The sequence below is a fragment of the Saccharothrix sp. NPDC042600 genome (assembly GCF_040647305.1).
GTDB classification, from domain to species: Bacteria; Actinomycetota; Actinomycetes; order Mycobacteriales; family Pseudonocardiaceae; genus Actinosynnema; species Actinosynnema mutabilis.
Genome location: NZ_JBEZBW010000008.1, coordinates 112,656 through 125,497 on the forward strand (window position 1 = coordinate 112,656; position 12,842 = coordinate 125,497).

Consider the following 12,842-nt stretch of genomic DNA (forward strand, 5'->3'; position numbering starts at 1 on the left):
GACCGCCAGACGACCGCCCCGTGAGCGCCACCACACCCACCCACGCCGCCGACGCTCCACCGCGCCACCCGCTGGGCCCACACCCGCCGCGCCCGCGCCGGCCGGGCCCTCGTCCGCCGCTGGTGGCCCGGCCCGGCCTCCCGCGTCAGCGGCGTGATCCACCCCCGGTCGCGGCCCGCCCGCCCCGCTCGGGCCGTCCGCCGTTCCGGTGCGGTCCCCGGGCGAGTGACGGGGGTCGTTGAAGCGTTGGCACTCGCGTGGGTAGAGTGCTAGATGCACGGCACCAGCAACCGCCCCGACCCCCGCGACGGCGGGGTGGCAGGAGCCGTAAACGCAACCTGCCAACGCTTTCGACGACCGTGGAGGTCAGCCCGGTGAGCGTGAACATCAAGCCGCTCGAGGACAAGATCGTCGTCCAGGCCAGCGAGGCCGAGACCACGACCGCTTCCGGCCTCGTGATCCCGGACACCGCGAAGGAGAAGCCCCAGGAGGGCAAGGTCCTCGCGGTCGGTCCCGGCCGGATCGACGACAAGGGCAACCGCATCCCCGTGGACGTGGCTGTCGGCGACGTCGTCATCTACTCCAAGTACGGCGGCACCGAGGTCAAGTACAACGGCGAGGAGTACCTGATCCTCTCCGCCCGCGACGTGCTGGCCGTCATCAACTGACGTTCCGGCCGGACACGTGGAGAACGCCCCGGCGGCCTCGGAGAACCGGGGACACCCCGGGGCGTTCCGCGCATCTGAGAGAGGCTAGGTATGGCCAAGCAGATCAGCTTCGACGAGGACGCTCGTCGGGCTCTTGAGCGCGGCGTGAACAAGCTGGCGGACACGGTCAAGGTGACCCTGGGTCCGCGCGGCCGGCACGTGGTGCTCGACAAGAAGTTCGGTGGGCCGACGGTCACCAACGACGGCGTGACCATCGCCCGCGAGATCGAGCTGGAAGACGCCTTCGAGAACCTGGGCGCGCAGCTCGCCAAGAGCGTGGCCACGAAGACCAACGACGTGGCCGGCGACGGCACCACGACCGCGACCGTCCTGGCCCAGGCCATGGTGCGGGTCGGTCTGCGCAACGTCGCCGCGGGCGCCAACCCGACGTCGCTGGGCCGCGGCATCCAGGCCGCCGCCGACGCCGTCGTGGACGCCCTCAAGGCCAAGGCCACCCCGGTCAAGGGTCGGGACAACATCGCGCAGGTCGGCACCGTCTCCTCGCGCGACGCGTCGATCGGCAACCTGCTCGGCGAGGCCATCGAGAAGGTCGGCGAGGACGGTGTGATCACCGTCGAGGAGTCCTCGACGCTGGCCACCGAGCTGCAGATCACCGAGGGCGTCCAGTTCGACAAGGGCTACATCTCGGCGCACTTCGCGACCGACCTGGAGGCCCAGGAAACCGTCTTCGAGGACGCGCGCATCCTGCTGCACCGCGAGAAGATCAGCGCCCTGGCCGACCTGCTCCCGCTGCTGGAGAAGGTGGCGGAGGCCGGCAAGCCGCTGGTCATCGTGGCCGAGGACGTCGAGGGCGAGGCGCTGTCCACCCTGGTGGTCAACGCCCTGCGCAAGACGCTGCGCGTGGTCGCGGTCAAGGCCCCGTACTTCGGCGACCGCCGCAAGGCGTTCCTGGACGACCTCGCCGTCGTCACGGGCGCCACGGTGATCTCCGCCGAGGTCGGCCTGAAGCTGGCCGAGGCCGGGCTGGACGTGCTGGGCTCCGCGCGGCGGGTCGTGGTGTCGAAGGACGACACGACCATCGTCGACGGCGCCGGCGCCAAGGCCGACGTGGCGGGTCGCGCGGAGCAGCTGCGCCGCGAGATCGAGGCGACCGACTCGGACTGGGACCGCGAGAAGCTGCAGGAGCGGCTGGCGAAGCTGTCCGGCGGCATCGCGGTGATCAAGGTCGGCGCGGCCACCGAGACCGAGCTGAAGGAGCGCAAGCACCGCATCGAGGACGCGGTGGCGGCGACCAAGGCGGCGGTCGAGGAGGGCATCGTCCCCGGCGGCGGTTCCGCGCTGGTGCACGCCTCCAAGGTGCTGGACGGCGGTCTCGGCCTGTCCGGTGACGAGGCGACCGGCGTCGCGGTCGTGCGCGAGGCCCTGGGCTCGGCCCTGTTCTGGATCGCGGCCAACGCGGGCCTGGAAGGCGCCGTGGTGGTCAACAAGGTCCGCGAGCAGGACTGGGGCTTCGGCCTCAACGCGGCGTCGCTGACCTACGGCGACCTGCTGGAGGCCGGGATCATCGACCCGGTGAAGGTCACCCGCTCCGCCGTGGCGAACGCCGCGTCGATCGCGCGCATGGTGCTCACCACCGAGAGCGCGGTCGTGGAGAAGAAGGAAGAGGAGCCCGCCGCGGCCGGTCACGGCCACGGTCACGGCCACGGCCACTGAGGCCGACCGGCTCCACGCTCGTCCGAAGGGGGCGGCACCCACACGGGTGCCGCCCCCTTCGGCGTTCGAGCGGGCGCGCTTCGGCGGTTGGGCCTGGCGGTGGTTGGGCCTGGCGGGCCTGGTGGCGGCCGGCCTCAGGTCGACGGGTTCGGCGGCTGGGCGGTGTGCCGGCCCGGCGGCGGGGTGGGCCTGGCGGACAGTGGCCAGCCCGGCGGTTGGCGAGTCCGGCGGTGGGGGCTGCGGGTCCGGGCGGCGTGGTGTGTGTCGTGGGGGCGGGTCGTGAGGTGGACATGGCGGAGGGGCGGCGTGCGGAGCGCCGCCCCTCCGGCCGGAGGTGGTCTTCCCCGTTCGCGTCAGGCCATCGCGGGCTGGCGCTTGCGGGCCTTGATGATGCTGTCCCGCTCGGACTCCGAGAGACCACCCCAGATCCCGTAGGGCTCCTGCACCGCCAGCGCGTGGCGCCGGCACATCTCCAGCACGGGACACGTCAGGCACACGGCTTTGGCCCGTGCCTCCCGCCGCGCCCGCGCCGGACCGCGTTCCCCGTCCGGGTGGAAGAAGAACGCGCTGTCCATCCCGCGGCACGAGCCGCGCATCTGCCAGTCCCACAGGTCGGCGTTGGGACCGGGAAGCCTTCGGGTGTCCGCCATCGAGACCGCCTCCTTGGCCCACTGACGAGAACTGCTCCATTCGGCTTAACGATGATCCACCGTAGAACCGCGCCAAAACTTGTTCAAGGGGGTGGGCCGCACAAATGCGCAATTCATTCGATGGGTGATCAGTCGAGGTCACCCCCGGAGTTGCCCGTGACGTCAGGTGAACGGACGATGTCAGCGTGATGACGCCCCCCGAGCCCACCGCGGCGCCGCTCGACGACGCCCAGGAAACCGTTGCGGCAGAAGACGATCCTGCGCATTCGGTGCCCCTGTCGGTGGCCGCGGTCGCACGGCGGCTGGGCGTCGCGCCGGCCACGCTGCGCACCTGGGACCGGCGGTACGGCCTCGGACCCAGTGATCACACCACCGGGCGACACCGCAAGTACGCACCGCACGACGTGGCCCGGCTCGAACTGATGCAACGGGCCCTGCTGCGGGGCGCGTCGAGCGCCGAGGCGGCCAAGTACGCCCTCGCCACGCCCGTCCCGCAGCCCCGGCTGGTCCGCCGGACCGTCGCCCCGCCGCCCGTGCTGACCGGCGGCGAGTTCGACACCGGCGCACCGCCCGCCGGCGGGCGCGGGCTCAAGCTGCCGGGCGCGAGCCGGCTGGCGCGCGGGGTCGGCCGGGCGGCGCTGGCGATGGACTCGGCCGCCGTCCAGGTGCTGCTCGCGGACTCGATCGCGCAGGACGGCGTGGTCGCCACCTGGGACGACGTGGTCCGGCCGGTCCTCGCCGCCATCGCCGCGCGCTGGGAGCACTCGGGCGCGGGCGTCGAGGTGTCGCACCTGTTGGACGAGTGCGTGCTGGCCGCGATGGTCCGCGCGACCCCGATCGTCGCCGAACCGCGCAACCACCGGCCGGTGCTGCTCGCGTGCATGCCGGAGGAACGGCACAACCTGCCGCTGTACCCGCTGGCCGCGGAGCTGGCCCGGCGCGGGATCGACGTCCGGCAGCTCGGCGCGGCCCTCCCGCTGGACGCCCTCGCCAACGCGGTGAGACGGACCGCGCCCGCCGCCGTGGTGCTGTGGGCGCAGTTGCCGCGTTACGCCGATCCGGGTGCCGTGACGGCCCTGCCCCGGACGCGGCAGCAGGTGCGGCTGTTCGTCGGGGGACCGGGCTGGGAGCGCGGGGTCGTGCCGTCGCCCGCGGAGCGGATCAACGGCCTGGCCGAGGCGGCGGACGCCGTGGAACGGGCGGTGTGCTGACCCCGCCTACAGTGGCCGGGTGGACGAGCTGCGAGCTGCGGCGTTCGGCGACCGGCCGGGCGCGGACGTGTGGTGGGCCCTGGCCGGGACGCCGCGCGAGCGGTGGCTGGCGGCGGTCGCGCTCGGCGGCCGGGGGCACTACGCCGCGGCGGCCACCGCGTTGGGCGGACTCCTCCGGTCCGGTGATCACTTGATCGTCTCCCTGGCGGCCTCGACCCTGGCCTCCCACCGCCGCCAACTGGGTGGCCACACCGCCGCCCGCCCACTGGACGCCCTGGCCCTGACCGCCGCCGCCCACGCCGCCGCAGCCGCCGCCCCGCCCGCCGCCGGCGCGACAACCGCCCCGCCCGCCGCCGCCCCGACAACCGCCCCGACAACCGCCCCGCCCGCCGGCGCGACCGCCACCGGCCCCGCGACCACCGCCACCGACCCCGACGGCGTCGATCCCGCCGGCGCCCGGGCCGACGCGCTCCTGGGCCTGGCCGCCGACGCCCTGGGAGCCGGTCGCACCGACGAAGCCCGCCGCCTTCACGCCCGCGTCACCCCCCACTCCTGGCGCACCCGCGTCCGGCACGGCTGGGTCGCCGCCGAGATCGAGCTGGGCAGCGGTCACGCCCAGCGAGCGGTCGGGCCCGCCGAGGCCGCTCTCCGGCACGCCGAGGCCGCCGGCGCGACGCGACACGTCCTCAAGTCCAAGCTCGTCCTGGGGACCGCATTAGTGGTGTGGGGGACACCCGAAAGCGTCGATCGGGGCGTCCGCCTGCTACAGTGTGACCTAAATCACACCAACCACCACGGCCTCTCCTCGTTGATCTGGCCGACGGCGCTCGTGCTCCTGACCAGCCCGGCAGTCCGCAATAGTGCGGAGACCGCCGAGCTCCGGGAAACCGCCGCCAACGCTCTGAGCTGCGTGTTACGGAGAGCTGATCCGATCAGCCGACGAATCGCCGCCTCTTCGCCGTGGGTCCCGGCATCGCTGCTCCGTTCCGGGGAACCCCCGAACGCAGACGCTGAGACGAACTTCTTGACGGATTAAGCACCGGATCGTGTCAAGGTTCCGCCCCTAGCGTCCGATAGGGGAAGTGGAACGTCACTCGGCTGCAGGAAGGAGTCCCCGTGACCACGGTCCTTATTTGCGACGACCGGCGCAGTGTGCGGGAGGGTCTCACCCGCGTGATGTCGGCTGTCCCCGGGGTTAGCCGCATCGACTGCGTAGCGCACGGTGACGAGTTGTTGGCGCGTTTCTCCCGGCAGCCGGTCGACGTGGTGCTGGTGGGAACCCAGCGCGCCGTCCCGACCGGGGTCGAAGCGACCCGGCGACTCGTCTCGGCCAACCCGCAGGCAAACGTCATCGTCTTCGGGGCGCCCGACGACGCGGGGAGCATCGCCGCCGCCATCGCCGGCGGCGCCCGCGGCTACCTCCGCTGGGACGCCTCGCGTCCCGAGCTGGTGGCCGCGCTCGCCCACACCCTCGCGAGCACGTCCGTGCCCGCGCCGCGCCAGCCGTCCGACCCGGGGGTCCAGCTCACCGAGCGGGAGCTCCAGGTGCTGCGCGGGATGAGCCAGGGCAAGTCCAACGGGCAGATCGGCCGCGAGCTGTACCTGTCCGAGGACACCGTCAAGACCCACGCGCGCCGGCTGTTCCGCAAGCTCGGCGTCCGCGACCGCGCGCAGGCCGTCGCGCACGGCTTCCGCCGCGGCCTGGTGTCCTAGGACATCGGGACTCCCTCCTTCGCCGATTCGACTGATTCGGCCCGGTGACGTCACCGTCGCCGGGCCGGCTCGTTGTTAGGGCGTGTCGGCAGGTCAGATGGGGTCCAAAGACCCCTTTTGCGTGCATCCGGTCCCGCGACCGGTACGGTGAGTGTCACCGGTACGGGCGACGTCCGTCGCACCGTGCTGTTCGTTGTCGGTACGCCTACACGTAACACCAGGGCTGTTGTCTGCGATGACCAACTTGGGGGACGGACTGGACGCCGAAGTGGGCGCGGCCGTCGATGGCGACCGCCACGCGATCGAGCGGCTGCTGGCATCCATTCGTCCCTTGGTGGTGCGGTACTGCCGCGCCCGAGTCGGAAGGCAGGAGAGGTCTTTCGCTTCGGCGGACGACGTGGCCCAGGAGGTGTGTCTCGCGGTGCTGACGGCCCTGCCCAGCTATCGCGACCAGGGTCGGCCGTTCTTGGCGTTCGTCTACGGGATCGCAGCGCACAAGGTGGCCGACGCGCATCGCTCAGCTGCCCGGAACCGGTCCGAACCGGTGCCGGAGGTGCCCGACGCCCCCGAGACGGAAGCCGGTCCCGAGCAGCGCGCCATGCAGGGCGAGCTGTCCGGCCGGATGGCCCAGCTCCTGAAGATCCTTCCGGAGAAGCAGCGGGAGATCCTGCTGCTTCGCGTGGTCGTCGGCCTGTCGGCCGAGGAGACCGCCGACGCCGTCGGCTCCACGCCGGGCGCCGTTCGAGTGGCGCAGCACCGCGCCTTGGCCCGCCTCCGCAAGTCGTTGGCAGCGGAGGAGGTGGTCTGAGTGGCCGACCAGCACGAGAAGGGCGATGGAGAAGTCGTGCGCGGACGAGATGAGAGAACCCCGCTCACCTCGGATGACCCCTTGGTGGAGCCCGGTGACGACCTCGCGGGGATCCGAGCGGATGACGCTCTGCTGGACGCGCTGGGCGGGCGCGGACACGCGGAAGGGCTCGTCGAGGACGAGCTGAACGCGCTGCTGCTCGCGTGGCGGCGCGAAGTGGACAGCCGCCCGGTGGGCGAACTGGTCGACACCGACACCGCGGTGGCCACGATCGCCGCCGCGCAGCCCCAGCAACGGGGCCGCCACCGGTTCCTGATCCCGCTGGCGAGCGCCGCCGCCGTGCTGGCGATCGCGTTCACCGGCGTCAGCCTGGTGGCCCGCGACGCCCAGCCGGGTGACGCGCTGTGGGGTCTGACCAGGGTGTTGTACTCCGACCACGCCCGGTCGGTGGAAGCGGCCGTGACGGTCCGCACCGACCTGGAGACCGCCCGCGCCGCGCTGCGCGAGGGCCGCTACACCGAGGCCCGCGAGCTGCTGGACAAGGCGAGCACGGTCCTGCCGTCCATCTCCGCCGACGACGGCAAGGCCGACCTGGCGCAGAAGCACGAGTCGCTGGTCCGCGAGCTGACCAGCACCAACCCGGCGCCGACCAACCCGCCGGCGAGCCACTCGCCGTCGACGACCTCCGTGCTGCCGACCGAGCCGAGCACGCCGTCGTCCACGTCGCCGACCACGACGACCCCGGAGCCGACCACGACCACGGCCCCGACCACGACGACGACCGTGCCGACCACCGACGGCACCGCCGCTCCGCCACCGAGCAACGACCCGCCTTCGGGCGGCGAGACCCGCAACGAGCCGGGTTCAGAGCAACCGAACGCGAGCCCGACCGGCAATTGAGCGGTGTCGGATTGCGCGCCTCCGGCGCGCGGCCTCGCAAAACGAAGCCCGCCCCCAGGTAGCAGGGGCGGGCTTCGTCACATTCGGGCCGAGTCTTCCGTCACACGGCTCAGCGCGCGCCCTCGGTGGCGGTGACCCCATCCGCGTAACCGCGGCAGTACTCCCACGACACGTACGCCGTCGGGTCCGGGTCGTAGGCGGGCTCGTGGGGGCGCATCCGGCCGTCGGAGAGCAGCTGTTCCAGCGACGACCGCAGCAGTGCCCAGTCGTGGTAGTGCGGCTCCTGGCACTCGCCGCAGTCCACCACGATCCCCCGGACACCACGGTGTTCCAGCAGCGCCTGGTAGACGGCGAGGTCGCTCAGGTCGCCGATCAGCTCGGCCCGCTCGACGTCGTCCATCGGCGGGTGGTCGTGGTCCTCGTCGGGCGAACCCAGGGACAACGCCGGGTCCTCGGGGTCGCCCGCGAACGGGTCTGGTGGCAACGCGTCGTGCGGCACGACCCCGCACGGTACCGAAGAGACCCCCGACCACGTCCAGATACCATGGGCTGAACCCATCGCCGCCTGCGGAAAACCCCACTTCGCGGTCGGCGGGATCGCCGCACGACGGAAAGGCTCACCGGCCGCCATGACCAGCGAGTTGAACGCTGACGGAGTCCCGAGCAAGTTCGCGATGCTGGGACTGACCTTCGACGACGTGCTGCTGCTGCCGGCCGAGTCCGAGGTCGTGCCGAGCGGCGTGGACACCAGCACCCGCATCTCCCGCAACACCACCCTCCGCGTGCCGCTCGCGTCCGCCGCGATGGACACCGTCACCGAGAGCCGGATGGCGATCTCGATGGCCCGCCAGGGCGGCATCGGCGTGCTGCACCGCAACCTGTCCGTCGAGGAGCAGGCGCGGCAGGCCGAGACGGTGAAGCGGTCCGAGGCGGGCATGGTCAGCGACCCGGTGACGTGCTCCCCCGACGACACGATCCGCCACGTGGACGAGCTGTGCGCCCGCTACCGGATCTCCGGCGTCCCGGTGACCGACGCGCAGGGCAAGCTGGTGGGCATCATCACCAACCGCGACATGCGCTTCGAGGTGGACCACTCGCGCAAGGTCAGCGAGGTCATGACCAAGGGCCCGCTGGTCACCGCCCAGGTGGGCGTGTCCGCGGAGGCCGCGCTGGGCCTGCTGCGCCGCCACAAGGTGGAGAAGCTGCCGATCGTCGACGGCGACGGCAAGCTGCGCGGCCTGATCACGGTCAAGGACTTCGTCAAGACCGAGCAGTACCCGAACGCCTCGAAGGACCCGGACGGCCGCCTGCTGTGCGCCGCCGCGATCGGCGTCGGCGAGGACAGCTTCACCCGCGCCATGACCCTGGCCGAGGCGGGCATCGACGTGATCATGGTCGACACCGCGCACGGCCACCAGCGCAACGTGCTGGAGATGGTCGCCCGGGTGAAGAAGGAGCTGGGCGACGAGGTGGACGTGGTCGGCGGCAACGTCGCCACCCGGGCCGGCGCGCAGGCGCTGGTGGACGCGGGCGCGGACGGCGTGAAGGTCGGCGTCGGCCCCGGCTCGATCTGCACCACGCGCGTGGTCGCGGGCGTGGGCGTGCCGCAGATCTCCGCGATCTACGAGGCGTCGCTGGCGTGCCGCCCGGCGGGCGTGCCGGTGATCGGCGACGGCGGCATCCAGTACTCCGGCGACATCGCCAAGGCGATCGCCGCGGGCGCCAGCGCGGTCATGCTGGGCAGCCTGCTGGCGGGCACCGCCGAGTCGCCCGGCGACCTCATCCTGGTCAACGGCAAGCAGTTCAAGACCTACCGCGGCATGGGCTCGCTGGCCGCGATGCAGGGCCGCGGCGACCGGAAGTCCTACTCCAAGGACCGCTACTTCCAGGACGACGTGCTGTCCGAGGACAAGCTGGTGCCCGAGGGCATCGAGGGCCGCACGCCGTTCCGCGGCCCGCTGTCCCAGGTCGTGCACCAGCTCGCGGGCGGTCTGCGGGCGGCGATGGGCTACACCGGGTCGCGCACGATCGCCGAGCTGCAGGACAAGCAGCTGGTGCGGATCACGGCGGCCGGCCTGAAGGAAAGCCACCCGCACGACATCACGATGACCGTGGAAGCGCCGAACTACACGACCCGCTGAGCTAGAGTCCACGGGTTCCGCAGGTCAAGGAGAGGACGACACAAGGTGCGCGATCTGGTCGAGATCGGCATGGGCCGGACCGCGAGGCGGGCCTACGAGCTGGACGACATCGAGATCATCCCGTCCCGCAGGACCCGTTCGTCGAAGGACGTCTCGACGGCGTGGCAGATCGACGCCTACCGCTTCGAGATCCCGCTGATCACCCACCCGACGGATGCGATCGTCTCGCCCGGCACGGCGGTGGCGGTGGGCGAGCTGGGCGGTCTGGGCGTCCTCAACGCCGAGGGCCTGTGGGCGCGGCACGGCGACGTGGAAGAGGCGCTGTTCCGGCTGGTCCAGTCGGTGGAGGACACCGACGACCCGGCCGCGCCGGTCAAGGTGCTGCAGGAGCTGCACCAGGCCCCCGTGCGGATGGACCTGATCGCCGAGGCGATCAAGCAGGTGCGCGAGTCGGGCGTCACGGTGGCGGTGCGGGTCAGCCCGCAGCGGGCCGCCGAGCTGACCCCGGACCTGCTCGCGGCGGGCGTGGAGATCCTGGTCGTGCAGGGCACGATCATCTCCGCCGAGCACGTGTCGCGCGACGGCGAGCCGCTGAACCTGAAGTCGTTCATCGCGGACCTGGACATCCCGGTCATCGCGGGCGGCGTCGGCGACTACCGGACGGCCATGCACCTGATGCGCACCGGCGCGGCGGGCGTGATCGTCGGCTACGGCTACACCCCGGGCGTGACCACGACGGATTCGGTGTTGGGCATCGGCGTGCCGATGGCCACGGCCATCGCGGACGCGGCGGCGGCGCGCCGGGACTACCTGGACGAGACCGGCGGCCGGTACGTGCACGTCATCGCCGACGGCGGCGTGCTGACCAGCGGTGACGTGGCCAAGTCGATCGCGTGCGGCGCGGACGCGGTGATGCTGGGCGAGCCGCTCGCGGCGGCGGCCGAGGCGCCGGGGCAGGGCCTGTACTGGACGGCGGCGTCGGCGCACCCGTCGGTGCCGCGCAGCCACGTGTCCACCGGCGTGGACCAGGTGGTGGACCTGCGCAGCCTGCTGTTCGGGCCGTCGGTGGACCCGCGGGGCGTGACGAACCTGTTCGGCTCGCTCAAGCGCGCGATGGCCAAGACCGGCTACTCCGACATCAAGGAGTTCCAGAAGGTCGGCCTGACCGTCCGCGGCTGACCGATCCCGTGCGAAACCCCTCGTCCACGGGCGGGGGGTTTCGTGCGTTCGGGGGACTGAACCGATTGGGACTAGCTGTTACTTCGGGTTACGCCTAATCTGCCCCTCATGGGTGAACTCGCCGGTAACATCCGCACGGACTACGACGTCGTGGTCGTCGGCTCGGGCTTCGGCGGCAGCGTCGCCGCCCTCCGGCTGACCGAGAAGGGCTACCGCGTCGCCGTGCTGGAGGCCGGCCGCCGGTTCGCCGACGACGAGTTCGCCACCACGTCGTGGGACCTCAAGCGGTACCTGTGGGCGCCCGCGCTGGGGTGCTACGGCATCCAGCGCATCCACGCCCTGCGCAACGTGATGATCCTGGCCGGGTCCGGCGTCGGCGGCGGGTCGCTGGTGTACGCGAACACCCTGTACCGGCCGCTCAAGCCGTTCTACAACGACCGGCAGTGGGCGCACATCACGGACTGGGAGTCCGAGCTGGCCCCGTTCTACGACCAGGCCGGCCGGATGCTCGGGGTCGTGCCGAACCCGAGCACCACCCCGTCCGACGAGGTCATGAAGACCGTCGCCGAGCGCATGGGCGTGGCCGACAGCTTCCACCCGACGCCGGTCGGCGTGTTCTTCGGCGCGCCGGGCCAACCCGCCGAGGACCCGTACTTCGGCGGCGCGGGACCGGCCCGCACGGGCTGCACCGAGTGCGGCGAGTGCATGACCGGCTGCCGGGTCGGCGCGAAGAACACCCTGGTCAAGAACTACCTGTACCTGGCCGAGCGCAACGGCGCGGAGGTGCTGCCGCTGACCACCGTCACCGGCCTGCGCCAGGCGGCGGACGGCACGTGGTCGGTGGACACCCGGCGCACGGGCGCCAAGCTGCGGCGCGGCCGGCGCACCATCACCGCCGGTCAGGTGGTGCTGGCGGCCGGCACGTGGGGCACCCAGCAACTCCTGCACCGGATGCGCGACGAGGGCGCGCTGCCGAAGTTGTCCCGCAAGCTGGGCGAACTGACCCGCACGAACTCCGAGGCGATCATCGGCGCCGGCCGCTTCACGGTGGACGAGGACCGCAACTTCAGCCAGGGCGTGGCCATCACGTCGTCCATCCACCCCGACGAGCAGACCCACATCGAGCCGGTGCGCTACGGCAAGGGCAGCAACGCGATGGGCCTGCTCCAGACCCTGGCCACCGACGGCGCCAAGTCCACGCCCCGGATCCTGCAGTTCCTGGTCCAGGCGGTGCGGCACCCGGTGCGGCTGGCGCGGCTGCTGTCGGTGCACCGGTGGAGCGAGCGGACCGTGATCCTGCTGGTCATGCAGAGCCTGGACAACTCGATCACGACGTACACCAAGAAGGGCGTCTTCGGCCGGAAGCTCACCTCCAAGCAGGGCCACGGCGAACCCAACCCGGCCTTCATCCCGGCCGGCCACCGGGCGAACCTGCTGGCGGCGGAGACCATCGACGGCGTGGCGGGCGGCACCTGGGGCGAGCTGTTCAACATCCCCCTGACCGCCCACTTCATCGGCGGCTGCCCGATCGGCTCGGACCCGGAGTCGGGCGTGATCGACCCGTACCACCGCGTGTACGGCTACCCGGGCCTGTCGGTCGTGGACGGCGCGGCGATCTCGGCCAACCTGGGCGTGAACCCGTCGCTGACCATCACGGCGCAGGCGGAACGCGCGTTCTCGCTGTGGCCGAACAAGGGCGAGGCCGACCAGCGCCCGGCGCAGGGCGAGGGCTACCGGCGGGTGCCCGCGGTGACCCCGGTGCGGCCGGCCGTCCCGGCCGACGCTCCCGGCGCCCTGCGGCTGCCGATCGTGGAGGTCCGCACCAAGGCGTGAACCCGCTCGAACTCGGCCGGGGCAGC

The 12,842-nt window shown here is 72.2% G+C and carries 12 protein-coding genes; 10 read left to right on the forward strand and 2 right to left on the reverse strand.

What is annotated here, in order from left to right; genetic code table 11:
• The first annotated feature begins 374 nt into the window (after window positions 1-374).
• Window positions 375-668 carry a co-chaperone GroES gene (gene groES / locus AB0A74_RS08990; RefSeq protein ID WP_158844728.1) on the forward strand — a complete coding sequence of 98 codons (294 nt, stop codon included), beginning with the start codon at window positions 375-377 and terminating at the stop codon, window positions 666-668.
• 90 nt (window positions 669-758) lie between these two features.
• Window positions 759-2,381: a chaperonin GroEL gene (groL, locus tag AB0A74_RS08995; protein ID WP_358248281.1), complete on the forward strand. Its 1,623-nt coding sequence runs from the start codon at window positions 759-761 to the stop codon at window positions 2,379-2,381.
• 353 nt (window positions 2,382-2,734) lie between these two features.
• Here groL and AB0A74_RS09000 read toward each other — a convergent pair whose 3' ends face one another.
• A complete protein-coding gene (locus AB0A74_RS09000; RefSeq protein ID WP_121225031.1) occupies window positions 2,735-3,031 on the reverse strand; it encodes a WhiB family transcriptional regulator in 297 nt (98 codons plus the stop codon).
• 281 nt (window positions 3,032-3,312) lie between these two features.
• Between AB0A74_RS09000 and AB0A74_RS09005 the strand changes: the two genes are divergently transcribed.
• The 5 genes from AB0A74_RS09005 to AB0A74_RS09025 all read left to right on the forward strand — a co-directional run bounded on the left by AB0A74_RS09005 (window position 3,313) and on the right by AB0A74_RS09025 (window position 7,663).
• Window positions 3,313-4,242, forward strand: a complete 930-nt coding sequence (locus AB0A74_RS09005) for a MerR family transcriptional regulator (protein WP_358248282.1) — start codon at window positions 3,313-3,315, stop codon at window positions 4,240-4,242.
• Window positions 4,243-4,261: 19 nt separating this feature from the next.
• Window positions 4,262-5,278, forward strand: a complete 1,017-nt coding sequence (locus tag AB0A74_RS09010) for a hypothetical protein (protein ID WP_358248283.1) — start codon at window positions 4,262-4,264, stop codon at window positions 5,276-5,278.
• 80 nt (window positions 5,279-5,358) lie between these two features.
• The gene (locus AB0A74_RS09015; protein WP_015805222.1) at window positions 5,359-5,955 is read left to right on the forward strand and encodes a response regulator transcription factor; all 597 of its coding nucleotides are present in this window, start codon (window positions 5,359-5,361) and stop codon (window positions 5,953-5,955) included.
• 235 nt (window positions 5,956-6,190) lie between these two features.
• Window positions 6,191-6,763, forward strand: a complete 573-nt coding sequence (locus tag AB0A74_RS09020; RefSeq protein ID WP_121225037.1) for a sigma-70 family RNA polymerase sigma factor — start codon at window positions 6,191-6,193, stop codon at window positions 6,761-6,763.
• A gap of 84 nt (window positions 6,764-6,847) precedes the next feature.
• Window positions 6,848-7,663 (forward strand): anti-sigma-D factor RsdA, encoded by an 816-nt coding sequence (locus AB0A74_RS09025; protein ID WP_358248284.1) that lies wholly within the window; start codon window positions 6,848-6,850, stop codon window positions 7,661-7,663.
• A 109-nt stretch (window positions 7,664-7,772) separates the two neighbouring features.
• On the opposite strand, the gene AB0A74_RS09030 is transcribed toward AB0A74_RS09025, so the two are convergent.
• Window positions 7,773-8,222 carry a DUF5319 domain-containing protein gene (locus AB0A74_RS09030; RefSeq protein ID WP_309115159.1) on the reverse strand — a complete coding sequence of 150 codons (450 nt, stop codon included), beginning with the start codon at window positions 8,220-8,222 and terminating at the stop codon, window positions 7,773-7,775.
• A gap of 70 nt (window positions 8,223-8,292) precedes the next feature.
• On the opposite strand from AB0A74_RS09030, the gene guaB reads away from it, so the two are divergent.
• The 3 genes from guaB to AB0A74_RS09045 all read left to right on the forward strand — a co-directional run bounded on the left by guaB (window position 8,293) and on the right by AB0A74_RS09045 (window position 12,816).
• Window positions 8,293-9,804: an IMP dehydrogenase gene (gene guaB, locus AB0A74_RS09035; protein ID WP_358248285.1), complete on the forward strand. Its 1,512-nt coding sequence runs from the start codon at window positions 8,293-8,295 to the stop codon at window positions 9,802-9,804.
• A 45-nt stretch (window positions 9,805-9,849) separates the two neighbouring features.
• The gene (locus AB0A74_RS09040) at window positions 9,850-10,983 is read left to right on the forward strand and encodes a GuaB3 family IMP dehydrogenase-related protein (protein ID WP_309115161.1); all 1,134 of its coding nucleotides are present in this window, start codon (window positions 9,850-9,852) and stop codon (window positions 10,981-10,983) included.
• A gap of 108 nt (window positions 10,984-11,091) precedes the next feature.
• A complete protein-coding gene (locus AB0A74_RS09045) occupies window positions 11,092-12,816 on the forward strand; it encodes a GMC family oxidoreductase (RefSeq protein ID WP_358248286.1) in 1,725 nt (574 codons plus the stop codon).
• Window positions 12,817-12,842 lie beyond the last annotated feature (26 nt).

Coding starts and splice junctions, on each gene's coding strand:
- AB0A74_RS09030 (WP_309115159.1), bottom strand. CDS start 8,222: ATGGGTTCAGCCCATGGTATCTGGACGTGGTCGGGGGTCTCTTCGGTA.
- AB0A74_RS09045 (WP_358248286.1), top strand. CDS start 11,092: ATGGGTGAACTCGCCGGTAACATCCGCACGGACTACGACGTCGTGGTC.
- guaB (WP_358248285.1), top strand. CDS start 8,293: ATGACCAGCGAGTTGAACGCTGACGGAGTCCCGAGCAAGTTCGCGATG.
- AB0A74_RS09020 (WP_121225037.1), top strand. CDS start 6,191: ATGACCAACTTGGGGGACGGACTGGACGCCGAAGTGGGCGCGGCCGTC.
- AB0A74_RS09000 (WP_121225031.1), bottom strand. CDS start 3,031: ATGGCGGACACCCGAAGGCTTCCCGGTCCCAACGCCGACCTGTGGGAC.
- groL (WP_358248281.1), top strand. CDS start 759: ATGGCCAAGCAGATCAGCTTCGACGAGGACGCTCGTCGGGCTCTTGAG.